This is a genomic window from Prauserella cavernicola (genome assembly GCF_016595675.1).
In the GTDB taxonomy this organism is placed as follows: Bacteria; Actinomycetota; Actinomycetes; order Mycobacteriales; family Pseudonocardiaceae; genus Prauserella_A; species Prauserella_A cavernicola.
This window is the reverse complement of record NZ_JAENJH010000006.1, coordinates 207,340-231,402: the sequence shown is the minus strand read 5'-3', so window position 1 is coordinate 231,402 and position 24,063 is coordinate 207,340. Positions and strand designations below refer to the sequence as shown.

18 protein-coding genes are annotated in these 24,063 nt (G+C 69.8%); 4 read left to right on the top strand and 14 right to left on the bottom strand.

The window, feature by feature from the left end:
- Window positions 1-141: 141 nt before the first annotated feature.
- Window positions 142-975 carry an IclR family transcriptional regulator gene (locus JHE00_RS23455; RefSeq protein ID WP_200321744.1) on the bottom strand — a complete coding sequence of 278 codons (834 nt, stop codon included), beginning with the start codon at window positions 973-975 and terminating at the stop codon, window positions 142-144.
- Between the two features lie 116 nt (window positions 976-1,091).
- Here JHE00_RS23455 and JHE00_RS23450 point away from each other — a divergent pair, with 116 nt between their 5' ends.
- Window positions 1,092-1,700, top strand: a complete 609-nt coding sequence (locus JHE00_RS23450) for a hypothetical protein (RefSeq protein ID WP_307832071.1) — start codon at window positions 1,092-1,094, stop codon at window positions 1,698-1,700.
- Window positions 1,701-1,716: 16 nt separating this feature from the next.
- Here the strand turns inward: JHE00_RS23450 and JHE00_RS23445 are convergent, their stop codons facing one another.
- Window positions 1,717-1,971: a Smr/MutS family protein gene (locus JHE00_RS23445; protein ID WP_200321740.1), complete on the bottom strand. Its 255-nt coding sequence runs from the start codon at window positions 1,969-1,971 to the stop codon at window positions 1,717-1,719.
- 568 nt (window positions 1,972-2,539) lie between these two features.
- A complete protein-coding gene (locus JHE00_RS23440) occupies window positions 2,540-3,775 on the bottom strand; it encodes a metal-dependent hydrolase family protein (protein ID WP_200321738.1) in 1,236 nt (411 codons plus the stop codon).
- Between the two features lie 156 nt (window positions 3,776-3,931).
- Here JHE00_RS23440 and JHE00_RS23435 point away from each other — a divergent pair, with 156 nt between their 5' ends.
- Window positions 3,932-5,218, top strand: coding sequence for an NAD(P)/FAD-dependent oxidoreductase (locus JHE00_RS23435; RefSeq protein WP_200321736.1), 1,287 nt, complete (start codon window positions 3,932-3,934; stop codon window positions 5,216-5,218).
- A 12-nt stretch (window positions 5,219-5,230) separates the two neighbouring features.
- On the opposite strand, the gene JHE00_RS35945 is transcribed toward JHE00_RS23435, so the two are convergent.
- The 11 genes from JHE00_RS35945 to JHE00_RS23380 form a co-directional block, all read right to left on the bottom strand.
- Complete coding sequence (locus tag JHE00_RS35945) at window positions 5,231-6,445, bottom strand: helix-turn-helix domain-containing protein (protein ID WP_200321734.1); 1,215 nt, start codon at window positions 6,443-6,445, stop codon at window positions 5,231-5,233.
- Between the two features lie 39 nt (window positions 6,446-6,484).
- On the bottom strand, window positions 6,485-8,203 hold the full coding sequence (locus JHE00_RS23425; RefSeq protein ID WP_200321731.1) for an ATP-binding cassette domain-containing protein: 1,719 nt from the start codon (window positions 8,201-8,203) through the stop codon (window positions 6,485-6,487).
- On the bottom strand, window positions 8,196-9,053 hold the full coding sequence (locus tag JHE00_RS23420; protein WP_200321729.1) for an ABC transporter permease: 858 nt from the start codon (window positions 9,051-9,053) through the stop codon (window positions 8,196-8,198). Before JHE00_RS23420 ends, JHE00_RS23425 begins: the two co-directional genes overlap by 8 nt.
- A complete protein-coding gene (locus JHE00_RS23415; protein ID WP_200321727.1) occupies window positions 9,050-10,006 on the bottom strand; it encodes an ABC transporter permease in 957 nt (318 codons plus the stop codon). Before JHE00_RS23415 ends, JHE00_RS23420 begins: the two co-directional genes overlap by 4 nt.
- Window positions 10,003-11,643, bottom strand: a complete 1,641-nt coding sequence (locus JHE00_RS23410; protein ID WP_200321725.1) for an ABC transporter substrate-binding protein — start codon at window positions 11,641-11,643, stop codon at window positions 10,003-10,005. Before JHE00_RS23410 ends, JHE00_RS23415 begins: the two co-directional genes overlap by 4 nt.
- A gap of 174 nt (window positions 11,644-11,817) precedes the next feature.
- Window positions 11,818-13,422, bottom strand: a complete 1,605-nt coding sequence (locus JHE00_RS23405; RefSeq protein WP_200321723.1) for a gamma-glutamyltransferase family protein — start codon at window positions 13,420-13,422, stop codon at window positions 11,818-11,820.
- 13 nt (window positions 13,423-13,435) lie between these two features.
- A complete protein-coding gene (locus JHE00_RS23400) occupies window positions 13,436-15,160 on the bottom strand; it encodes a DUF885 domain-containing protein (RefSeq protein ID WP_200321721.1) in 1,725 nt (574 codons plus the stop codon).
- A gap of 170 nt (window positions 15,161-15,330) precedes the next feature.
- On the bottom strand, window positions 15,331-16,944 hold the full coding sequence (locus tag JHE00_RS23395) for a hydantoinase B/oxoprolinase family protein (RefSeq protein ID WP_200321719.1): 1,614 nt from the start codon (window positions 16,942-16,944) through the stop codon (window positions 15,331-15,333).
- Entirely contained in the window at window positions 16,941-19,007 is a 2,067-nt protein-coding gene (locus tag JHE00_RS23390; RefSeq protein ID WP_200321717.1) for a hydantoinase/oxoprolinase family protein, read from the bottom strand. Before JHE00_RS23390 ends, JHE00_RS23395 begins: the two co-directional genes overlap by 4 nt.
- 230 nt (window positions 19,008-19,237) lie before the next feature.
- A complete protein-coding gene (locus tag JHE00_RS23385) occupies window positions 19,238-20,128 on the bottom strand; it encodes an alpha/beta fold hydrolase (RefSeq protein WP_200321715.1) in 891 nt (296 codons plus the stop codon).
- 11 nt (window positions 20,129-20,139) lie between these two features.
- On the bottom strand, window positions 20,140-20,817 hold the full coding sequence (locus JHE00_RS23380) for a TetR/AcrR family transcriptional regulator (protein WP_307832070.1): 678 nt from the start codon (window positions 20,815-20,817) through the stop codon (window positions 20,140-20,142).
- A 92-nt stretch (window positions 20,818-20,909) separates the two neighbouring features.
- Here JHE00_RS23380 and JHE00_RS23375 point away from each other — a divergent pair, with 92 nt between their 5' ends.
- A complete protein-coding gene (locus tag JHE00_RS23375; protein ID WP_230424819.1) occupies window positions 20,910-22,646 on the top strand; it encodes an IlvD/Edd family dehydratase in 1,737 nt (578 codons plus the stop codon).
- A 34-nt stretch (window positions 22,647-22,680) separates the two neighbouring features.
- Entirely contained in the window at window positions 22,681-24,051 is a 1,371-nt protein-coding gene (locus tag JHE00_RS23370; protein ID WP_230424818.1) for a GntP family permease, read from the top strand.
- The last annotated feature ends 12 nt before the right edge of the window (window positions 24,052-24,063 follow it).

Below are 24,063 nucleotides of genomic sequence, written 5' to 3'. Positions count from 1 at the left end.
GGTACAGGACACCCGGCCTCAGCGGGAAACGCCGTCCGGTATGCCCGGACGGCGCGCCGACGTCGATCCGCGCACTCCGGAAATGCCTGTAGCCGAGCGCATGCGCTCGGCTACAGGTGTGTTCAGAGAGGAAGAAACGCGCTACGTGAAGGACGCGTACGGTGACCGTCCGCCGCGGTTCACGCGCGCACGGTAAGAGCTTCCCACGCGCGGAGGCACGCCATAGGCTTCGCCGAACGTGTTGACGGCTCTGGACAACCGTGCCGCCATCGTCAGCACCGTTGTCACGTGGGAGGAAAGGAAGTCATCGAACTCGTGAGTGCGCACGGACACGCCCACCGCGGCGATCGCGTGACCGTCCTTGCCCCGCACCGGGGCCGCGATCGAGCACACGCCGAGATCGACCTCTTCCTGGTTGAGGCCGTAGCCGCGACTCGACACGACCCGCAGTTCGTCCCGCAGCTCGGCCAGGCTCCGGATCGTGTGCACGGTCCGTGGCACGAAGCCACTCTTGGCGACGCGCTGCTCGACCTCGCGCCACGGCATCTCCGAGAGCAGGACCTTGCCGGAGGCCGTGCAGTATGCGGGGACGAAGGCGCCGGGCTGCGCGTGGCCCTGGTCGAGGCTTCCCTCCGTGACCGCGCGGCCGATGAACAACTGCTGTTCGCCGTCCCAGACCGCGAGGTGCGTCGTCTGCCCGGTCGACCTGGCCAGCTCCCGCAGCAGTCCCGTCGAACACTGGCGCAGCTTGGCCGCGTAGTCCATGGAGTTCGCCATCGAGATGATCCGCCACCCCAGCCGGTAGCGCCCGCACTTGGTCCGCTGGAGCAGGTTGATGGAGAACAGGCTGGACAGCAGCTCGTGCGCGTTGGACTTCGGAATGCCGAGCGCTTCGGCCAGCTCGGTCACACCCCACTCGGGGCGATCAGCGCTGAAGAGTTCAAGGACGCGCCCGGTCTTTTCGAGGGTTCCCAACACTGCGACTCCTCCGAGGTCAACGCTTCCTGGGAGCTTAATATATATTCAATTAAGCCACAACAGGGTGTCAGTCGGCTGCCGATCCAGGGGTTCGAGAACGAATGGAGTCCACCGTGCACGAGGACGTCAACCTGGGGACGGTGGCCGCGTTTCGTCTGGCAGAACTGGGTTGCTGCGCGATCGCTCCCGGGCTGACCGACGCGGAGTTCGCGCGCATCGAGGGCGAACACGGTGTCGAGTTCTCCGACGATCACCGGGCGTTTCTCGCAGCGGGGCTGCCGGTGAACAGCCCGTTCGAGCCGGAACCAGGGACCACCTACGCCTGGCAGAGGCCGTGGCCCGACTGGCGCGACGGCGACCCGGACGAGCTCCGTGAGCGGCTCGACTGGCCGATCGAGGGCATCGTGCAAGCGGTCGAGACCGACGGACACTGGAATCCCGCCTGGGGTGCGCGGCCGGACACGCCTGAGACGGCGGTGCGGATGGCTCAACGGTGTGTGGCGGATGCGCCCAAGCTGGTCCCGATCTACGGGCATCGATTCCTGCCCGCAGGCCGCGGCACGGTCGGCCATCCGGTTCTCTCCGTGTGGGGAACGGACATCATCTGCTACGGCGCCGACCTGATCGACTACGTCGACCGGGAATTCGAGGAACCCCCGCCCGAGCGCCCTGACGACTGGTCACCGCAGGCGACTGTGCCGTTCTGGCGCGACTATCTGTGACCGCGAACGACTTGACCTAGCGCACGTGCACCAGTACTAGTCCGTCGTTGCCCGGATCCACCTCCACGTGCCGGCACAGCTTCTTGATGTGGGGCTGCTTCAGCATCGCGGGAACGCGGCTCTTGAGCTTGCCGGAGCCCTTGCCCGTGATGATCTCCACGAGCGGCACGTTCTTCGCTGCCGCACGTAAGATGGTGGTGCGCACCGCACTGTCGATGTCCCGATCACTGCGGAAGATCGGGTGCAGATCCACGGTCAGCTTCTGCGACATCGCTGCTCCAGCGGTACTGACGATCGAGCACCCCGAACAGTTCGTCCGGGACCACAGAGTAGTAGAAGACCCGGCTGCCGTTGGGTTGTGCGGACTGTGGACGAGAGTGACTACTCGAGGGTGTCGTCGTGCGATTCGACGCACAGGTGAGGATGAGGGCATGTATTGCCCGGCGATCACCGTCGCCGGGGCTCCCGATCTCGACGGATTCTGGAAAGCCCCCGCCGGATTCGCCACCACGTTGGCAACGTGCTCGGCGAGCGGCCCCGTCGCCTACGTCGAAGCGGAGTTCTTCGGTGGAGCCGGAACACAGTCAGCCCAAGTGTGGGATCGCGGCGCGGTGGTCCTCGGCCCACCGCACACCGCTGACCATGACCGGCCCCTGCCGACGGCGGCCCGATCTCCCAGGCACTGCGCAGACTCGGCGTCCGCACAGGCGGCCACTTCGACGAGTTCGCCGTGGGACTCGGCCGACACCGCCGCACCGAAGACTGGCTCGGCTCCACGACCTGATCCGGACGCGGAACCTCTCACGCCGCCAGAGCCAGAATCGGCCAGCCGGCCTGTGCTACGACCCCTTCACGACGCGGCCGTCCTTGACGACCAGCACCACGCGATCACGGTCGCCGAACAGTGCGGGCTCGTCGAGCGGGTTCGCGTCGAAGATCGCCAGGTCGGCTCGCTTGCCGACCTCGATCGTGCCCACCTCGTCCTCGATTCCCAGGATGTCGGCGTTGACGCGGGTCGCCGACACCAGTACGTCCATGGGCGGCTCCAGTTCGCAACGCAGCGCCAGTTCCCGGCCCCGGTGGGACTGCTCCGGCCCGATGAGATCGGAACCCAGCCCGACGCGCACTCCCGCGGCCCGAGCCGCCGCGATGGCCTTGCGCTGGCCCTCGCGCACCATGCCGACCCGCTGCCCGATCTCGCCGGGGAGACCGGTGTCCGTGGCGTCGGCCACGAGGTCCTCGACCACCGTGAGCGTGGGAACCAGCGCGACGTCGTGGGCGGCCATCAGCTCGGCGATCTCCGCGTCCACCGACGAACCGTGCTCCACGCAGCGCACTCCCGCCGAGATCGCGTTGCGCACGCCGTCGTTGTTGTGCGCGTGCACGGTGACGTAGCTGCCGCGCGCCGTCGCCTCCGCGACCGCCATCGCGATCTCCTCGACGCTGAACTGGGTGTCGGTGAGCTCGTCGTGGGTCGACACCACGCCACCGGTGACGCAGAGCTTGATGAAGTCGGCGCCGCGGCGGAACGTCTCCCGGACGTTCTTGCGCATCTCGTCGGCGCCGTCGGAGAGCAGCGCGAGTGAGCGCAGCCCGGGGATGTCGTGGCGGTGCCAGTCCGCCGTGGGCTCCCACTCCGCGGCGAGATGCCCGTGCCCGCCGGTCTGGCACTGCACCGGCCCGCACTGCTTGATCCGCGGTCCCGGCAGCTTCCCGGACTCGATCACCCTGGCCAGTCCCGCGTCGATGCCTCCCGTGTCGCGCACGGACGTGAATCCGGCGTCGAGGGTCCGCGCGCAGTTGAGGAACATGTCGGCGGCGAGCTCGGCCACGGACAGCTCGTGCCGCAGACTCGCGCTGATCGGGCTGGACAGTCCCAGGTGGACGTGCGCGTCGATCAGACCGGGCGTGACGGTGAGTCCCGCGCAGTCGACGACATCGGCGCCGGCGGGAGCCGTTCCGCCGATCCTGGTGATGCGCCCGTCCTCCACCAGCAGCCCGGTCCGTTCGGCTGGGTCCCGGCCGGTGCCGTCGATGATGGTCACGTCGTGGAACCAGCGTGCGGCATCGCTCATTCCAGCATCGTGCCTCAGCGACGAGCGCCTCCGCCATGGTCAGCTGTCACAGCGGACCGGTCGTCATTTCGACACTCGTCTGTCGCACCGCTCCGGACCGGTGAGCCAGGCTGAGGACATGGAACAGAGGACGCGCACAGCAGCGCACGAGGCCGCGTGAACGCGGACGTGGTCGTGGTCGGAGCGGGCGTGATCGGGTCGTCGATCGCCCTCGAACTGGCCAGGGCCGGACGCAGCGTCGTGGTCGTCGACAAGGGTGCGGGCCCGGGACACGGCTCCACCAGCGCCTCCAGCGCGGTGGTGCGCTTCAACTTCTCCACCTGGGACGGCGTTGCCACCTCCTGGGAATCAAAGTTCTGCTGGGAGAACTGGCGCGATCACCTCGAGGCCCCCGACGATCTGGCACTGGCCCGCTACCACCGCACCGGCCTCGCCCTGCTCGACGTCGACGTGGCGCCCCGGGAACGCTCGCTCCCGCTCTTCGACCGGGCGGGCGTGCCGTACGAGGAGTGGGACCCGGCCACGCTCGCCGCGCGGGTGCCGGGCATCGACACCGGACGCTACTGGCCGCCTGCCCGGATCGACGACGACCGGTTCTGGGCCGGGCCCGACGGGGATCTCGGCGCGGTGTTCACCCCGGACGCCGGGTACGTCGACGATCCGCGCCTGGCCGCGGACAATCTCGCCGCGGCCGCCAGGAGGCTCGGCGTGACGTTCCTGCACCGGCAGACCGTCGCCGAGGTGGTCCGTACCGGCGGCAGAGCCGCCGGCGTGCGCACCGCCGGGGGGCGGACGATCAGCGCGGACGTCGTGGTCAACGCCGCGGGCCCGTGGTCGGGCGGGCTCAACCGCCTCGCCGACGTCGGCGGCGACTTCACCGTCGGCGTGCGGCCGCTTCGTCAGGAGGTGCACTACGTCCCCACGAACCCGCGCCCGTTCGTGAGCATGGCGATCGCCGACATGGACCTCGGCACCTACCTGCGGCCCGAGACCGGCGGCGTGCTCGTCGGTGGCACGGAGCCGGAGTGCGAACCGCTGGAGTGGCTGGAGAACCCCGAGGAGGCGGGTGAGCTCCCGAAGGCGGCGTTGTTCGAGGCACAGGTGACCCGCGCCGCCCGCCGGCTGCCGGAGCTGGGAGTGCCCAGCCGGCCCAAGGGTGTGGTCGGGGTGTACGACGTCAGCGACGACTGGACGCCCATCTACGACCGCACCGAGCTGCCCGGCTTCTACGTCGCGATCGGCACCAGCGGCAACCAGTTCAAGAACGCCCCGGTGGTCGGCCAGCTCCTGACCGCGATCATCGACGGCACCGAGGCCGGAGCGGACCACGACGCGCACCCGATCCAGTTCGTCGGCAAGCACAGCGGGCTCACGATCGACCTCGGCTCGTTCTCGCGGAAACGTCCGGTCAACGAACACAGCACCGGCACGGTCTTCGGCTAGCGCAAGGGTGGTTCAGCGCAGCTGGACCAGCTGCGCCACCTTGAGGCCGACGTGCATGTCCAGCCGGTCGTTGCCGTCGGAGAGGTCGACGCCGGCGATCTCCTCGATCCGGCGCAGCCGGTAGTGCACGCTCGCGCGGTGGATGTTCAGCTCGGCCGCGGTCCGCCGCACGTCGCCCGCGTTGTTCAGGAACGCCTCGAGAGTTCCGGTCAGCGTGCTGCCGTCGGCGTCGTACTCCAGCAGCCGGTGCAGACCGGGGTGGATGTTGCGGGCCAGCTGCGCGGGCGGGAGCTCCGCCAGCAGACCGAACACGCCGAGCCGCGAGAACCGCACCACCGCGCCGTGCACCGGGACCACCCTGGCGACGTCCATGGCGCGGCGTGCCTCGGTGTAGGAGGCGTGGACCTCGCCGAGGCCACGGCGCTGGGTGCCGATCCCCACCTGACAGTCCTGCGGATCCCGCCCGGTCTCGGCGCGGATCCGCTCGTGCGCGACCGCCGCCACCTCGTCGATGTCGCGGGTCGTGGACCGCTCGGCCTGGACGACCACCAGCACGCCGTGGTCGGCCCGCTCCAGGTGCACCGCGGTGCGTGGCGACACCCGGCGGCGGCACTGCTCCAGCCCCGCCGCCAACCCGAGCCGGTCGTTCTCGGGCAGCGGCTGGCCCTGCTCGTGCGAGACGGTGGCCACGATGGCGACGGCGGGCCCCGCCATCAGCAGCTCCTCCTCGATCAGCAGTTGAGCAGCCTCGCCGTGCAGGTGCGGATCGCCGGAGAGCAGGTCGCGCAACAGTTCGCGTTCCCGTCCCCGCCGCAGCTCGTCGAACAGGTACTCCCGGTGCAGGATCTGGGCCGCGTGCTCGGCGGCCTGGCGCACCGCGTCGGCGTGATCGTCGGACAGCGGCCCGTCGGACGCGAGCAGCCACAGCACCCCGACCACCGCGCCCTCGACCCGCACCGGCATCCCGATGCGGTCGAGCGTCAGCCCCAGCGCGGGATTCGCGGGCACCCTGAACAGGTCGTTCGCCTCGAGCATGCCCAGGCCCTGGATGTAGCGCACCAGGTCCGAGGACACCTCGCGGCGCATGATCGACTCGATCCGGATCTCGTCCACGGCGCCGACGTGCGAGTTGTAGGCGAGCAGCCTGATGTAGCGGTCGTCGATCGCCACCGACCGTGCCAACCGCCGGCCCAGGTTGTCGATCAGCCGCTGCAAGTCAGACGCCACGGTCACCGAGCCTATGGCCGGACGACGGTCGCGTCGACGTCACGCCAGCCAGGCCGGCTCCCCCGTCGGCACGGCCGCCAGCAGCCGCGCGGTGTAGTCGTGCCGGGGCCGGTCCAGCACGTCGGCGGTGTCGCCGCTCTCCACCACGCGGCCGCGATGCAGCACCACGAGCTCGTCGGTCATGTGCCTCGCCACGGCCAGGTCGTGGGTGATGAAGAGCAGACTCACCCCACGGGCGCGCTGGTCGCGCAGCACCCGCAGGACCTGTTCCTGGACCGACACGTCGAGGGCGGCCACCGGTTCGTCGCACACGAGCACCCTCGGACGCTGCGCGAGAGCACGGGCGATCGCCACGCGCTGGCGTTGCCCACCGGACAGCGCCACCGGACGACGCCGGGCGTAGTTCTCGGGCAGGCCGACGTCGGCGAGCAGTCGGGCGACCTCGGCGTCGTCGTCCTCGTTGTCCCCGTCGGTGCCGTCGGTGCCGTCGGTGCCGTTGTCGCGGCGTTGCCGGATCGCCTCGGTGAGGATGAACCGCAGGGTGTGCGACGGGTTGAGCGACGAGTACGGGTCCTGGAACACGCACTGCACGAGCCGGCGCGCCCGGTGCCGGTCGGTCTTCGACAGCGTCCGGTAGTCCGTGACGTCGATTCCGTCGACGACGATCGTGCCCGACGTCGCCTGTTCGAGCCCGAGAACGCACCGGGCCAGCGTGGTCTTGCCGGACCCGGACTCCCCGACGATTCCGACGCTGCGGCCCTCGCTCAGCCGCAGGCCGACCCCGTCGAGTGCCAGGGACCCGCCGTCCGGCCCGCGCAGTTGCCTGCGCGTCCCGAACCGCTTGGTCAGCCCGGTCACCTCCAGCAGAGGTACGGCGTCGGCGTCCGCGCCGGGCGCGTCCACCGACAGGTCCGGGCGCTGGTGATCGACGGGCAGGTCCGCCGCGAGCAGGTGCCGCGTGTAGTCGCTGGTCGGCGCGGCTCGCAGCGTGACCGGGTCGGCGGCGTCGACGATGTTTCCCGCGCGCATCACCAGGATGCGGTCGCAGAGTGAGAAGGCGACCCGCAGGTCGTGCGTGATCAGCAGCAGACCCATCGCACGATCCAGCTGGATCCGGCGGATCAGCCGCAGAACCTCGCGCTGGGTGGTCGAGTCCAGCGCCGTGGTCGGCTCGTCGGCGATGAGCAGGGCCGGGTCGTTCGCGATCGCCGCGGCCAGCGAGACCCGTTGGCGCATCCCGCCGGACAGCTCGAACGGATACTTCCGTGCCGCGCCGGGCTGGGTGATGCCGACCTCGGCGAGCCGATCCGCGACCTCCCCGGTCAGGTCGCCTCGGACCGGGCGATCGCCACGGGAGCGGTGGCTTCGCAGCGTTTCCGCGATGTGCGTGCCCGCGGTGGTGAGCGGGTTGAGCATGGTGAACGGGTCCTGCATGAGCAGACCGATGCCGTTGCCCCGCACCCGCCGCATGTTCCGGTCACCGGCAGCCAGCAGCTCGTGCCCGGCGAAGTGGACGCTGCCGCCGGCCACCAGTCCGTTGGGCAGCAGTCCGGTGATCGCGCGCGCGGTCATCGACTTCCCGCTGCCCGACTCCCCCACCAGTGCCACGGTCTCGCCGCGGCCGATCCGCAGGTCGATCCCGTCCACGACGCGCCGTCCCGTCGCCGCCGAACTCACGACCAGCCGCTGGACGTCGAGCAGTTCGGCCGTCTCCTCGTGCGCGAGGACCGCGGGTTCGGTCTCGGTCCGCTCAGTCATGGTCGAGCCTCCCCCGTTCCAGGCGGCCGTGCAGCCAGTCGCCGATGATGGTCACCGACATCGCGGCGATCATGATGAGCAGTGCGGGCGCGATCGCGGCCCAGGGATTGAGCTCCAGCAGCGTGCGGTTCTCCGCGAGCATCCGGCCCCAGTTCGTCGAACCCGGCGGCAGCCCGAGCCCGAGGAACGACAACGCGGACAACGCCACCAGGGCGGCGACGAAGTCGAGCAGCAGCGTGGCGACCACGGTCGGCAGCACGTTGGGCGCGACGTGGACGATCATGATCCGGTGCCGGGGCAGGCCCACCGTGTGGGCGGCCTCGACGTAGGGCAGAGTCCGCTGCCCGAGGACGGCCGACCGGATGATGCGGGTGCTGCCGGGCGTGGACAACACGATCAGGATTCCCACCGCGGCCCAGTAACCGCCGCCGAACATGCCGACCAGGACGATCAGCACGAGCAGCGCGGGCAGGGCATAGAGCAGGTCGACCCCGCGCATGATGACGGCCTCGAACGCGCCTCCCAGAAACCCGGCCATGAGCCCGAGCAGCAGTCCGAGCAGCGTCGCTCCCAGCGCCGCGACGACGGGACCGAGCAGCGACGATCCCGCTCCGTCGAGCACGCGGGAGAGCACGTCGCGGCCGAAGTCGTCCGTACCGAGCCAGTGCGTCGCCGACGGGCCGGTCGAGGCGTTCAGCAGGTCCTGCACCCCCGGATCGTGCGGCGCCAGCCACCGGCCCGCGACGGCGGCGACCGCGATCACCGCGGCCAGGACGGCACAGACCGGCACCGCCACGCCGAGCCGCGGGCCGCCCGTCCTGAGCAGCACCGGATTCACCTGTTCGCTCATTGAGGGAACACCACCTTGCGCACCCGGGGATCCAGCACGGTGTAGGCCAGGTCGGCCAGCAGGTTCAGCACCAGCACGACCAGGGCCGCCAGCAGCGCCACCGCCTGGACCACCGGCACGTCCTTGTTCGTCACGGCGGCGACGGTGAGCGAGCCCAGACCGGGGATGGCGAAGACCTGCTCGACCAGCACCGCCCCGGTCAGGAACGAAGCCAGCACCAGACCGGACGAGGTCACCACCGGCAGCGAGCTGTTGCGCAGCGCGTAGCGGCCGAACAGCAGCCGTCTCGGCAGCCCGCGGGCCCTGGCGAAGGTCATGTAGTCCTGGCTCTCGACGGTCAGCGCGGCGGCCCGCGTCTGCCGGGCGATGATGGCCAGTACCGTCGCCGACAGCGCGACGGCGGGCAACGTCAGGTGCAGCAACCGGTCCGCGAAGCCTTCCCCCGCACCGAAGATCGGGAACCAGCCCAGCGTGATGCCGAAGACGTAGAGCAGCAGGATGCCGATCGCGAACGACGGCGCGCTGATGCCCAGCGTGGTCACGAACGTCACCAGCCGGTCGCCCGCCGTGCCGTTGCGCAGCCCGGCCAGCAGACCGCTGGGGATTCCGACGAGCAACGCGATCACCGTGGCGTAGCCGGCCAGGAAGAGCGTGATCGGCAGCCGTTCGCCGAGCACGCTCACGACGGGCTGGCTGGTCTGGATCGACTCCCCGAAATCCAGCCGGACCGCGTCACCCAGCCAGTACAGGTACTGCGTGAACAACGGTTCGTCCAGGTGGTACTTCGCCCGGACCGCAGCCAGCGCCTCCGGCGTCGTGGGTCCCGCACCGAGCAGCAACTGCTCCGGGCTGCCCGGTGTCGCGAACAGGATGGCGAACACCAGGAACGACACCACGATCATGATGACCGCGATCGCCAGCAGCCGTCGGCCGATGACCAGCGCCACGCTCATCGCGCGGCCTTGATGGCCGTGGCCCACTCGGTGAAGAACAGGCTCCAGTACGAGAGCTCACCGGTGTAGACGTAGTCCTCGGACAGCGCGACCGCGTACTGGGCAAAGTAGATCGGCACGTAGGGCACGTCCTCGGCCAGCGCGGTCATGAGCGTGTCGATGGCATCGGCGCGTTCCTCGGGGGTCCCGGTGAGGTTGGCCGACACGGCGTCCTCGAGCTCTGCCGGGACGTACTTCGCGTGGTTGAAACCGCCACTGCCCGGCTTCGCCCGCTCGGCGCCGAGCAGTCCACGGAGCGCCGTTCCGGGGTCCGGGCTCTCGGCTCCCATCTGGAACGGCGTCAATCCGAGATAACCGTTGTTCATGATGCCGCCGAGGAACTCCTGGTACTGGACCTCGCTGGCGGTCAGCGTGATCCCGATCTTCTCCAGGTTGGCCGCGAGCACCTGGACGATGTTGCCCAGCATCGGCAGCGACGCCGGATACTTCGCCGTGATGGTGAACCCGTCGGCGTGGTCGGACTTCGCCAGTTCCGCCCGCGCCTTGTCCAGGTCGAACTCGTACGTCGGCAGCTCGTCGTAGAGGCGCTCCACGTCCGTACCGGTCTTCTCGGCCAACGTGGGCCACGACAACGGATCCACCATGCTCTCGGCCGGACGCGCATGGCCGCGGAAGAGCGAGTCGACGATCGCCTCCCGGTCGAGGGCGTGGGCGAGTGCCCGGCGCACGTGCACGTCGTCGAAGGGCTCCTGCGACGTGTCCAGCACGAGATAGCCGATGATCGGGGTGTCGAAGAAGTCGACGGTGACACCGGGCAGCGTCTCCCACTGCCGGACGCCGTCCATCGGAACCGAGAACGTCAGGTCGACGTCGCCGGACTGCATCGCCAGCCGACGGGTCTCCGGGTCGGCGATCTGGGTGAACTCCAGAGTCCGGGCAGCCGGAGCCTCGCCCCAGTAGTCGTCGTTGCGTTCCAGCGTCGCGCCGGTCGACGAGGAGTAGTCGACCACGCGGTACGGACCGGAACCCATGACCATCGCCTGCGGGCCACCGAGATCGTCGCCGCTGGCCTCGGCGTGCTTCTTCTGCAGCACGAGCCCGCCTGCGGAGACGGCGTAGAGGAACTGCGGATCCGGCTGGGTCAACGTCACGGTGACCTCGTGCGGTCCGGTCTCGGTGACGGTGTCGACGTACTGGAACGTGGCCGCCAGCTCCGACGCGACGTCGGGGTCGGTGTGCCGCCCCAGCGAGAACGCGACGTCCTCGGCCGTGAGCGGGGAACCGTCCCAGAACGTCACGTCGTCCCTGATGGTGAACACGTAGGTCCGCGGATCCGGGGTCTCCCACGAGGTCGCCAGCCACGGCTCGACCGTGCCGTCCGGACCGATCTTGGCCAGCGGGTCGAGCAGCTCGGCGAGCACGTAGATCGAGTTCGAGTCCCACGAGCCGGCCGGGTCGAGGCTTCGTGGCGCGGCCGTCACCGCGACCGTGAGCGACGCGATGTCGGCATCGGAGGCTTCCCGCGCCTGCCCGTCGCCGGAGCCCGGCGCCGCGCCGCACGACACGACGATCAGCGAGACGGCCGCGGCGGCCGCGAGACGGGAGGCCGTCCTCCGCCGGGTTGCGAGTGTGCCCATGGTGCCTCCATACGCTCGTTGCTGTTGCGGGACAGGACGTTCTGCGCGCGAGCAGGAGGACATGCCGCGCGGCGGTGGGAAAGCCAGGGATCGAAAACCTGCGAAGGTGTGCACCACGCCGGCGCGGTCGAGGCGACCGGCGGCGCGGTGGTGTGGAGCGTGAGTGCGCCGGACTCAGACGGCCAGCGCCTTACCCGCGCGGCGCGGGTCGGCGCAGGCCGACATCGTGCCGTCGTCCGCGATGTGCACGCCCTCGTAGCTGCCCGAGTGGAAGTTCCACGGGTTGCACACGTCCAGCGCGACGCCGCGCGAGGCCACCTCGTCCCGCAGGGACTCGTCGATGTCGGACTCGATGTAGTACCCGGGCGGCGCGGCCGGGTTGATCATGGTCGCCAGTGACGGGCCGCCGAAGCGTGGCCGGTGCACCGACTCCTCGATGCCGACGCCGAAGTCGAGCAGGTTGACCGTGTTCTGGACGATGTTCTGGATCAGCCCGACCGACGGCGAGCCCGCGGTCAGCACGGGTGCGCCGTCCTTGAAGATGATCGTGGGCGCCACGTAACAGGTTCCGCGGCCACCGGCGGGCGGCAGCATCCGCAGGAAGTGCGCGGCGCCCGCCCACAGCTGCACTCCGTCGACGTAGAGCCCGTTGGTCCAGGGCAGGCTCATCACCGAGTGCAGGATGCTCGCGACGTTGCCCTCGCCGTCGACGACCGTCACGTGGTTCGATCCCGGGTACTGAGCCGTGGGCGCGGGCCGTGGTGCGCTCATCTTCATCAGCTCGAACCGCTGCCGCGCGTACTCTTTGCTGACCAGCAGGTCGAGCGGCACGTCGAAGAACTCCGGGTCGCGCAACCTGCCGCCGTCGTCGAAGACCTCGCCGCAGAACCGCAGCATCCAGTAGAGCGTGTCGGCGCTGTCCGTGGGCGGGCCCCACTCGGCCAGCGGGATCAGTTCGAGCAGGTTCAGGATCTCGATCACGTGGGTACCGCCGGTGTCCGGCGGCGGCGACGCGACCACGTCGTAGCCGCGGTACGTGCCGCGTGCGGGCTCGACCCAGCGGACGCTGTACTCGTCGAGGTCCTCCAACGTCATGACGCCACCGGCCCGCTGGACCGTGTCGACCAGCTTCTGGGCGAACTTGCCGCGGTAGAAGTAGTCGGCGCCCTCGGAGACGAGATTCTCCAGTGTGTCGGCCAGAGCGGGCTGCCGGAGCGGCTCACCGACTTCGATCAGCCGTCCGTCCGGGAAGAACAGCTCCCGGCCGCCGGGGTAGCGGCCGAGCGTGCCGATCTGCTCGAACGCCATGCCGTAGAGGAACGGGTACACGTCGAACCCGTCCCGCGCGAGTTCGATCGCGGGCGCGACGAGCTCGCTCTTCGACTTCGACCCGTGCCGCTCCAGTCCGGCCTCGAACGCGGCCCAAAACCCTGGCACGGCAACGCTTTTGCCGGTGGGAAGGTCCGTGGGCAGAAACGACGTCAGCTCCTTCGGCCGGTTCATCGACCCGTTGAGATACGTCGTCTCGCCGGTCTTGGCGTCGTAGTAGAGCATCGACAGGACACCGCAGATGGTCGTCATGTGCGGTTCGACGACCGCCTGCGCGACCGACGCACCGAGCGCGGCGTCGGCCGCGTTGCCTCCGCCGCGCAGGATGTCCACGGCGGTCTGCGTGACGATCGGATGGCTGGTGACGGCCATGCCGTCGCGGCCGCTGGCGGGCTGTTTGCGACCGAACCGCGCCTGGTCGGTCAGCTGTGCACGCGTTGCTGCGTCCATTGTGGAAACCCCTTCAGTCCGCGATGACGGTGTCGGCGGGTGCGGCCGTGCCGTCGAGCAGACGGTCGACCGTGTCGGCGAGCTGCGACAGCGGGATCGAGCCACTGCCGAGCACGATGTCGTGGAACGCCGTGATGTCGAACCGGGACCCGAGGCGAGACTGCGCGAGCTCGCGCAGCCGGGCGATCTCCAGCCGTCCGGTCATGTAGGCCAGTGCCTGGCCGGGCATGCTGATGTAGCGGTCGACCTCGTTGACGACGTTGCCCATCGACAACGCCGTGCTCTCCCACAGATAGTCGATCGCCTGCCGGCGGGACCACCCCGCGGAGTGCAGGCCGGTGTCGACCACGAGCCGGGCCGCACGCCAGGCGTCGAACGACACCATCCCGAACCGCGCGAGATCGCTGGAGTAGAGCCCCATCTCGTCGGCGAGCCGCTCGGTGTAGAGCCCCCAGCCCTCGCCGTAGGCCGTGACGTAGGCAAAGCGCCGGTACGCGGGCAGCTCTTCCAGCTCCTGGGCGAGCGCGAACTGCAGATGGTGCCCTGGCACGGTCTCGTGGAAGGTCAGGGTCTCGCACTCGTACCGGGCCCGGCTGCCGGGATTCGACGTGTTCAGCCAGCACCGGCCCGGCCTGCTGCCGTCCCACGCGGGCGGCTGGTAGTAGCCGAGCACCGACGTCTCAGCCTCGGCGGAGTTCATCCGGTCGACCTCACACGGCGCACGGTGCCTCCTGCCGAACCAGTCCGGCACCGCCTCCTCGGCCCGGCGCAGCGCAGCCCGAGCATCGGTCACGATCTGCTCCGCCGACGCGTAGCGCAGGGCCTCGTCGTCGCGAAGCCGCGCCGTCACCTCGGCGAAGTCGCTCGTGCCCAGCACCCGGCCGCCCAGCTCGGCGAACTCCTCCCGGAGTTGCTCCGCGAGTCGCAGACCGGTCTCGTGCAGGTCCTCCGGTGTCCGGGTGGTCGTCGTGTGCTGCTCGACCAGCCTCCGGTAGATGTCCTCACCGCCGGGCAGGTGCAGAACGCCGCACTTCTCGTCCGGCCTGGCCACGGGCAGCAGCTCGGCCCGCAGCACGTCGCGCAGGCGCGCCATCGCCGGTCGGACGCCGCCGGTCACGGCGTCGCGCACCCGTTCGCGCACTGCGGCGTCCTCCACCTGTTCCAGCGGAGTCAGCAGCGGGTCGACATCCGTTGCGGCGCCGAGGTAGCCGTCGATCGTGGCGATCGTCGACTCGACGAGCCTGCGGCTCGCCACCAGGCCGTCGCCCATTCCGCGGCGCAGCGCCTCGGCCGAGGCCTCGACGTAGGACGGCAACCGTGCGCAGCGTTCGGCGTAGTCCGCGGCCTTGCGCGCATCGGTCAGCACGGCCTTCGGAACGGTGCCGAGCACGGCGGACGCGGCGCCGGTCAGACTTCCAAGCTGCCACTCGCTCTCGCGAGCCTGGACCGTGTTCACCACCGCCTGTGCGTCGTGCATGACCAGCGCGCGCGAGGTGCGGTCGGTGTCGTCGAGCCGCTCCGGGCTCAGCGCCGCGGCCCGGTCGCGGATGCTCGCCATCCGGCGCCCCAGCTCGGCCTGCGCCTCGGCCGAGACGTCCGGCACCTCCGCGTCGTGGCCGGGTACGCCGAACGTCGTCGCCGTGAACGGGTGCGCGGACACGAAGAGCTCGAAGTACTCCTGCCCCAGCCGATCGACGGGGCCTGCCTTCGCATCGATGGTGCTCTGGTCATCGCTCACCGGGTGTCCCTTCGTCAGGTTCAGTGCGAGAGCGCCCGTCCGGGGACGGGGTGAGTCCGATCGCACCCGATCTCCGGGTGCCCTGACCGTATGGCCGCCGACAGCGGCGAACAATCGGCGAGAGGCAAACCCTCGTCGCCGTCATCTCGACGACCGTCGAACCGGACGCCTCAGTCGTGCCCGAGTGGACGGCCCCAGCCCCCGCCGCCTCCGGACACCGCCCGCACCACGTCGTTCGGGCGCAGCACGCCCGCGTCGTTGGTCCGGCGCAGGAGTACCTCTTCGCTGTCGGTTCCCGGTCGCAGCACGAGGTAGCTGGGCCGGCCCGTGCCGCCGCCCTCGGCACCACGGGCGAGCACGTCCAGGGTGTTCTCGTTGGAGTACTTCAGCAGCGTCCCGGCCTCGAGGACCTGGTAGTCGCGGACCACGCCGTATCCGCCGCGGGCGCTCCCGTCCCCCGCCGAGTCCTCGGCCAGCGCGTACTGCAGGCACCGGATGGGGTACTGGTTCTCCATCACCTCGGCGGGCAGGTTGAGCGTGTCCCCGTCGCCCATGAAGATCGCCGTGGTTCCGTGCCCCTGGCTGTGCCCGCCGTGTCCGCCGTCGATGGGGTCGATGAGGATGAACGGCTCCCCCGCGCTCGGGTCGATGCGGAAGAGGTACAGCCCGAACAGCTGGTAGGAACCGGCCCGGCTGGTGTCCGGGAACAGCGGAGCCAGTGCCAGCTGGGTCAGTTCCGAGATCGCCACGGCCACCAGTCCGAACGCGTCCGATCCGGCAGGCCGGGCGGGATTGACGAGCGAGGACTCCGGCAGCTCGATGTCGACGTTGACGAGATGGCCCGCGTTGGTCGGTTCGGTCGGGGCGAGCAGGCCCTTGATGGCGGCGAGGACACTGCTGCTGGTGCCGATGCCGGTGCAGTTCATCGATCCCTGGGACACCCCGCTGGTGCCCTCGAAGGAGGCGCGGATGCGCTCACCCTCCACGGTGAGGCTGACCGACAGGCGGGGTCTGATCTCCGGGTCGATGCCGTCGAAGTCCATCTCGACGGACTGGGTGAACGTGGCGTCGGGCAGCGCGCGGATCTGCTGGGCGATCGTCTCGGCGGTGCCCCGAACGATCTCGTCCATCGAGCTCTCGACCGTGGCCGCACCGTAGCGCTCGCACAGTGCGGCGACCCTGTCCGCGCCCACCCTGCAGGCGGCGATCTGCGCGTCGAGGTCACCACGGACCATCTCGGGAAAGCGGACGTTGCCCGCGATCAGGTCGAGCAGGTCACCCACCGGCTCGTCCCGGTCGACGAGTCGCTGGTGACCGAAACAGAGCCCCTCCTGGTAGAGCTCGGTGGACGTCATGTCCCAGCCGCCCGGGGTCCGGCCACCGACGTCGGCCCAGTGAGCCGTCACCGCGACGAACGCCACCAGTGCTCCATTGTGGACGACCGGGGCGTACACCGTCGTGTCGGAGATGTGCGTTCCGGTCAGGTAGGGGTCGTTGACGATGAACATGTCGCCGGCCCGGTAGTGCTCCGGGCCGTGCTTGACCAGTCCCGTCTTGATCGTCGCGGGCAGACAGCCGATGAAGATGGTCAGCCCGGGGTCCTCCGCCCACAGCTCACCCGTGGGCGACAGCACCGCGACCGCGAAGTCCTTGGTGTCGTAGAGAAGCGGGTTGAACGCGGTGCGCACGATGATGTTGTTCATCTCGTGGGCGGTGGTGACCAGCGCACTGCCGATCACCTCGCGGGTGACCGGGTCGGTCCCGGTGGACTGCGTCGACGTCATCGTCCGGCTCCCGTCGCGTCGTCGGTCGAGTACAGGCGGAGGTGGCCGTGCTCGTCGAGGTGCGCGGCCCAGCCCGCGGGGACGAGCACGGTGTTCGCCCACTCCTCGACCACCGCGGGCCCGCCCACCCGCTGGCCGACCGCCAGGCTGTCGCGGACGTGGACCGGTGTCGGCCCGTGGCGTTCGGTGAGGCAGACCGGCCGATGCTCGCGGGCCGGTCCTGGCTCGCGTTCCGGCAACGGTGGCCAGTGCGGTCTGGGCACCGGCACGGAACCGCGGACCCGCAGGGTCACCACCTCGAGGACGCTGTCCGACGTGCGCGGCCCGTACATACGCGTGTGCAGCGTCCGGAACGCCTGCTCGACGCCGGGCAGAAGGGTCGCGGGGTCGCCGATCCAGGCGGCCTCGATCGGCACGGTCACGGTGTGGTGCTGGCCCGCGAAGCGGACGTCCGCGGCGTGGTGCAGGCGCACCTGGTCGCGCGGCAGTCCGTAGTCGGCGAGGCCGTCGGTGACGGCGGCAGCCAGGTTCGTCAGCTCCCGAACGGCGTCGTCGACGGCGTTCTCCTGGAGCTGGAACACGCGCGTCACGCTGAGGTCCTCGCTGTAGTCGCTGGCGAGGATGCCCCAGGCGGAGAACGCCTCGGCCGCTCGCGGCGCGACGACCTGCCGCACCCCGAGTTCCTCCGCCAGCGACGCGCCGAACAGTCCCCCACCGCCTCCGTAGGTGATCAGGGCGAACTCACGAGGATCGAGCCCCCGTTGCACCGTGATCGCCCGGACCGCGTTCGCCATGTTCGTCTCGGCGATCCGGACGATGCCGAGACAGGCCTCGGTCAGGGACAGGCCCAGCGGCTCGGCGACGTGCTTGGTGATCGCCGCCTCGGCGGCCGCCACGTCCAGCTTCATCCGGCCGCCGAGAAACCGCTCCGCGTCGAGGAAGCCGAGGAGCAACTGCGCGTCGGTGACCGTCGCCAGTGTGCCGCCGTGGCCGAAGCAGGCCGGACCCGGTTTCGCCCCGGCACTCTCCGGCCCCACCTTGAGGGCGCCCCGCGCGTCGACCCAGGCGACCGAGCCGCCCCCTGCGCCGATCGAGGTGATGTCGACGGTCGCCCCGAGCACCGGCCGTTCGTGCAACCGGGTCTCGTGGCGCTCGACGATGTCGCCGTCCACGACGAGTGCGACATCGAACGTGGTCCCGCCGACGTCTGCGCAGATCGCGTGCTCGATGCCGAGTGACTCCGCGAGTGCCCGGCTCGCGACCACGCCACCGGCCGGGCCGGAGTACAACGTCCGCACAGGCACGGAATGCGCCCGCGGCACCGACAGCACCCCGCCGTTGGACTGCATGATCGCCAGCGGCGCGCGGTAGCCGTCCGTGTTGAGCCGCTCGGTCAGCCGCGACAGGTACGTGCCGAACATCGGGTGCACGTAGGCGTTCAGCACCGTCGACGAGGTGCGCTCGAACTCACGCCATTCGGGCGCCACCACGTGCGACATCGTCACCGACACGCCAGGCAGCCTGGCTCGCAGGACGTCGGCGACCGCCAGCTCGTGCTCGGGGTTCGCGTACGAGTGCAGCAGGCAGACGGCGATCGCCTCGACCTCGAGTCCGGCCAGTTCGTCGGCGATCGCGGCGACCTGCTCCGGCGAGACCGCCGTCAGGATCCGCCCGTCGGCGAGGGTGCGTTCGTCCACCTCCAGTCGCAGCGCGCGTGGCACCAGCGGCGGGGGCGGGCTGAACCGCCAGTTGTAGATCTCGTTGCGCCCGCCGCGGCCCAGTTCCAGGACGTCGCGGAAACCCTTCGTGGTCACCAGGCCCACCCTCGCGCCCTTCTCCTGCACGATGGTGTTGATCGCGGTCGTCGTACCGTGGGCGAGGTGCGTCACCGCCTCGCCGGGACCGAGCCGCGCCAGGCCGGCGGCGAACTCCTGGACCAGCCGGTCCGCGCTCGCGGGCTGCTTGTCGACCATGATCGTGTCGTTCTCGTCGACGGCGACGAAATCGATGAACGTCCCGCCGACGTCCGCCGCGACCCTCAACCGACCGGAAAGCTGCGCCATGAGCTGCTCCTCGTCCTGTGCTCTGCCGTCGAGCCGGCGCGGATTTCAGGTCGCGTCGCCGTGTGCCGACCACCGTAGGACGGGCGAAGTGCGGCGTGATAGCGCACGATGTCGAACTCGCAGGACGGGCGTTTCGACAGGTGTTCAGATCGGTCGTGCGAATCGGCGGAAGCGGTTCACCCGGCGCATCGCGCGTCCCCGACCGGCGCCCGCAGGTCCGTCACGGTGGCTCAGCCGTCGGCGCGGACGGACAGACCGCGGATGAACCTCGCGATGTCGGCGGGTTTCTCCTCGGCCATGAAATGTCCGGCGTCGATCGGTTCGTAGGTCGAATCCGTTGCCCATGTGCGCCAGAGGGACGCGGCGTCGAAGCCGAGCTGGGATCCCCAGTCCTGGGAGATGACCCCGACGGGCATCGGCAGAGTCCTTCCGGCGTCGCGATCCTCGCGGTCCATGGCCAGGTCGATTCCCGCGGTGGCGCGGTAGTCGGCGACGATCGAATCGACGGCGCGCACAGAACTGTCGATGTAGTGTCGGCGAATCTCCGGTGTGAATGTCGAGCCGTCGGTGTCCCATGCGTCGAGGAACGAGGCGAAGAACTCGTCGGCGACGGCGCGGATCATTTTCTCCGGAAGTCCGGCGGGCTGCGCCATCAAATACAGATGCCACGCGACCTTCGCGTCCACGCCGTGCAGGACGTCCCAGGTGTCCAGGGTCGGGAGCACGTCGAGAATACCGAGATACCGCACGGTTTCCGGGTGATCGAGCCCGGCTCGCACGCCCACCAGCGCGCCACGGTCGTGACCGATCAGGCCGAACCGATCATGGCCGAGAGCCCGTGCCACGGCAACGATGTCGTTCGCCATGGTGCGCTTGGAGTACGTCTCCGGGCTTTCTTCAACGGGCTTCGCGCTGTCCCCGTAGCCGCGGAGATCGGGAACGATCACGGTGTGGTCGGTGGCGAGATCGCGGGCGACGTCACGCCACATCAGGTGTGTCTGAGGGAAGCCGTGCAGAAGGACGACGGCCGGGCCGTTTCCGCCCACGGCGACGTTCACCGCGACGTCCGCGTCGCCGGGCAGCGTCAGGTAACGGAAGTCCTCGATCGAGAGGGAGGTCATGGATTGCTCTTTCACTTGTCGTGGTCCGGTTCGGGTTCAGGGCGTCCGGAGAAGATGCCCGCGGGAAGTCGTTGTTCGAGCTGCGCTGTAGCCCCGAGCGCGGGAATCAGGATCGAGTCGACGAGAGACGTCAGGTAGCCGTCATCGATCTTGAGCCCGTTGAGCCTGCGCAGGAGCAGGACCGCTCCCACCGCTTCGTCGTAGGGAAAGGGAGCCGAGCCCGCCGGTAGCTCTCCGCGCGCGATGGCACGCCGCAGCACCGAGTCGGGCAGCCGGGCACCGGTCGGGCCGAGGGATCGCTCGATCTCGTTGCACAGGTCGGGGTCCTCCAGTCCCGCCTGCAACAGCAGCAGCGCGGTCTGGCCGTCCGTGGAGCGCATCGTCGTGATGAGCCGGTCGCACAGGGCGAGCAGGTCGCCTCGAAGACTGCCCGTGTCTATGTCATCGGCCGTGTCGCGTCGGGCGGGGCCCGCTTTCAACGCGGCGACCACCATGTCCTTCTTGGACTCCCAGCGCCGGTAGAGCGTCGCTTTCGACGCACCCGCGCGGCGAGCGACCTCCTCGAAGCTGACACCGTCGTACCCGCGCTCGGCCAGCACCGCGGTGACGACGTCGAGGATCTCGCCTTCGCGCGCGGCATCGCGCGGCCGCCCAGGCCGGGCACGATCGGACTCTTTTGGATACGGCACGTTTCGTATCGTAACACAGCTCGCCGACAGGCTTGCGCAGCGGAGCGACCGTGTGGTCAAATCCCCGCGTTCGATTATCGATAATAAGGATGATGACATTGCCGTCGATGGAGTCCGGGCTGCGTTCGAACCTCACCAGCTACGGTGACCCCGAGTTCGCGCTCTTCCTGCGCAAGGCGTTCATCAAGGGCGCCGGCTACAGCGACGACGCGCTGGACCGCCCGGTCATCGGCATCGTCGACACCGAGAGCGGCTTCAACCCCTGCCACGGCAACGTGCCGCAGCTCATCGAAGCGATCGAGCGCGGCGTCATGCTCTCCGGAGGCCTGCCGATCTCGTTCCCGACGATCTCGGTGCACGAGAGCTTCGCGTACCCGACCAGCATGTTCCTGCGCAACCTCATGGCGATGGACACCGAGGAGATGCTGCGGGCACTGCCTCTCGACGCGGTCGTGCTCATCGGAGGGTGTGACAAGACCGTTCCCGCGCAGCTCATGGGAGCCGCCTCGGCGGGCAAGCCGGTGATCCAGCTCGTCACCGGGTCGATGCTCACCGGCTCCCACCGGGGCCGCACCGTGGGCGCCTGCACCGACTGTCGCGCGTTCTGGGGCAAGTTCCGCGCCGACGAGATCGACGCCGACGAGATCGCCGAGGTCAACGGCAGGTTGGTCGGCAGCGTCGGAACGTGCTCCGTCGCTGGCACGGCAAGCACGATGGCGGCGGTGAGCGAGGCACTCGGCATCGCACTGCCCGGCAGCGCGACGCCGCCCGCGGTCACCGCCGACCGCATGCGAGTGGCCGAGGCCACCGGCAAGCGCGCCGTCGGCATCGCCGCGGAGAACCTGACCATCGACAAGATCCTGACTCCCGCCGCGTTCACCAACGCCTTCCGCATCCTGCTGGCGATGGGCGGATCCACCAACGCGCTGGTGCACCTGGCGGCCATCGCGGGACGCTTCGGCTTCCCCCTCGACCTCGACGCCTTCGACGCGATGGGCCTCGACACCCCGGTGCTGGTCGACCTCAAGCCGTCCGGCGAGCACTACATGGAGGACCTGCACCGAGCGGGCGGAGTCCAGCGGCTCATGCTCGAACTGCGCGACCAGCTCGACCCCACGCCCCTCACCGTCACCGGGCGCACGCTCGGCGAGGAACTGGACGACGCGCCGGAACCGTTCCCCCAGGACGTGATCCGCCCGCGCGACAACCCGATCCACAGTGGCGGCAGCATCGCCGTCCTGCACGGCAACCTCGCGCCCGCGGGCGCGATCATCAAGCAGTCGGCCGCCACGCCCGCGCTGCTGGAGCACCGCGGGCGCGCGGTGGTCTTCGAGGACGCCGCCGACATGGCCGAGCGCATCGACCGCGACGACCTCGACGTCGAGGCCTCGGACGTGCTGGTGCTGCGCAACATCGGGCCCGTCGGGTTCCCCGGCATGCCCGAGGCGGGCTACATCCCGATCCCCCGCAAACTCGCCCGTGCCGGGGTCAAGGACATCGTGCGGATCTCGGACGGCCGGATGTCCGGCACGGCGGCGGGCACCATCGTGCTGCACGCCTCGCCCGAGGCCGCGGTCGGCGGCCCGCTCGCGCTCGCCCGCACCGGCGACATGATCACCCTCTCCGTCAGCGCGCGGTCACTGACCCTCGAGGTCGACGACGACGAGCTCGAGCGCCGCGCGGCCGACGTCGCCCCGCGGCCGCGACCGGAGCGGGGTTATGCCCGGCTCTACGTCGACGAGGTCACCCAGGCGGAAGAAGGCTGCGACTTCCGCTTCCTGCAGGCCGTCGACACCAGCGTGAGCGTCCCCCTGCGCGCCGAGCGCTGACGTTCTTCGCACGACTTCACCGAATCTGGAGACAATGATGTCCTTTGAGGTCTGGGTCGCGCTCGCCGCCGTACTGGCGGTGGGTGTCCTGCTCGTCCTGATCATCGCGTTGAAGGTGCAGGAGTTCCTCGCGCTCCTGCTGACCACCATCCTGTTCGGACTCGCCGTCGGGAACACGCCGACCGAGCTGATGGACCTCATCGTCGGCGAGATGGGCGACTCATTAGGCCAGCTCGCGATCGTGATCGCACTTGGCGCGATCTTCGGAATGATCCTGCAACGCGCGGGAGCAGCGCAGCGGATCGCGCTCACCCTGGTCGAGCGCTACTCCGACCGAACCATCGCCTGGGGACTCGGGCTGGCCGGATTTCTCGTGGCCACCTCGGTCTACATCGACGTGGCGATCGTGATCCTTGTGCCGATGCTCTATGGCGTGGCGCAGCGAACCGGCAAGTCACTGCTGCACTACGGAATCCCGCTGTGCGCCGGTCTCAGTGCCGCCTACACGTTCATGCCGCCCGCGCCCGGCCCCCTCGCCGCGTCCGGAATCATGGGAGCCGACATCGGGCTCGTGGTGTTGTTCGGCGTGATCTGCGGAATTCCCGCGGTCGCCGTCGCGGGCCCACTGTTCGGCCGCTTCATCGGCCGTCGGATCCACGTGGTGCCGCCGGCCTCGGTCGCCGGTCCCGACGGCACGAGCACCTCGCCGGTGAACGAGAAGCCGGCCGAGGAACTGCCGAGCTTCGGTTCCGTCGTGGTCGCGCTCCTGATGCCCCTGATGCTCATCCTCGTCGGCACCGCCGGGCGGGTGCTGGACAACGAGTCGACGGTGGTCGCGCTGCTGACCTTCGTCGGGCACCCCGTCATGGCGCTGCTGATCACGGTCCTCTACAGCATGTGGGTGTTCGGGATCCGCCGCGGAGTCAGCCGCGCCGGTCTGCAGGAGCTGGCGGGCAACGCACTCGGCCCCGCGGGCAACATCATCCTGGTCACCGGCGCCGGTGGAGTGTTCGGTGGCGTGCTCGTCTCGTCCGGGCTCGGCGACACCCTGTCGAACGCCATGCGCGATGCGAGCATCCCGCTGGTCGTGTTCGGGTTCGTCGTGGCGGCCACCATGCGGATCTCGCAGGGCTCGGGCCTCGTCGCGATGGTCACGGGAGCGACCTTCAGCGCACCGCTGGCCGAATCGCTGGGCGCGAGCCCGGCGACCGTGGCACTGACGTGCATCGCCATCGCCTGCGGCGGCGCCGGCTTCTCCCACGTCAACGACTCGGGATTCTGGATGGCCAACCGCTACTTCGGCATGAGCGTGGCCGACACGCTCAAGTCGTGGACCATCATGAAATCGCTGGTCGGCATCGTCGGCTTCACCGTCGTGCTCGCGTTGAGCCCGTTCGTCGGCTGACCCGCCGGGGTC

Bases quoted from the DNA above. Each gene is read 5' to 3' on its own strand.
- JHE00_RS23410 (WP_200321725.1), bottom strand. From the start codon at position 11,643: ATGGGCACACTCGCAACCCGGCGGAGGACGGCCTCCCGTCTCGCGGCC.
- JHE00_RS23445 (WP_200321740.1), bottom strand. From the start codon at position 1,971: ATGTCGCAGAAGCTGACCGTGGATCTGCACCCGATCTTCCGCAGTGAT.
- JHE00_RS23405 (WP_200321723.1), bottom strand. From the start codon at position 13,422: ATGGACGCAGCAACGCGTGCACAGCTGACCGACCAGGCGCGGTTCGGT.
- JHE00_RS23370 (WP_230424818.1), top strand. From the start codon at position 22,681: ATGATGTCCTTTGAGGTCTGGGTCGCGCTCGCCGCCGTACTGGCGGTG.
- JHE00_RS23390 (WP_200321717.1), bottom strand. From the start codon at position 19,007: ATGGCGCAGCTTTCCGGTCGGTTGAGGGTCGCGGCGGACGTCGGCGGG.
- JHE00_RS23440 (WP_200321738.1), bottom strand. From the start codon at position 3,775: ATGAGCGATGCCGCACGCTGGTTCCACGACGTGACCATCATCGACGGC.
- JHE00_RS23420 (WP_200321729.1), bottom strand. From the start codon at position 9,053: ATGAGCGAACAGGTGAATCCGGTGCTGCTCAGGACGGGCGGCCCGCGG.
- JHE00_RS23375 (WP_230424819.1), top strand. From the start codon at position 20,910: ATGACATTGCCGTCGATGGAGTCCGGGCTGCGTTCGAACCTCACCAGC.
- JHE00_RS23395 (WP_200321719.1), bottom strand. From the start codon at position 16,944: ATGACGTCGACGCAGTCCACCGGGACCGACCCGGTCACCCGCGAGGTG.
- JHE00_RS23385 (WP_200321715.1), bottom strand. From the start codon at position 20,128: ATGACCTCCCTCTCGATCGAGGACTTCCGTTACCTGACGCTGCCCGGC.
- JHE00_RS23425 (WP_200321731.1), bottom strand. From the start codon at position 8,203: ATGACTGAGCGGACCGAGACCGAACCCGCGGTCCTCGCGCACGAGGAG.
- JHE00_RS23415 (WP_200321727.1), bottom strand. From the start codon at position 10,006: ATGAGCGTGGCGCTGGTCATCGGCCGACGGCTGCTGGCGATCGCGGTC.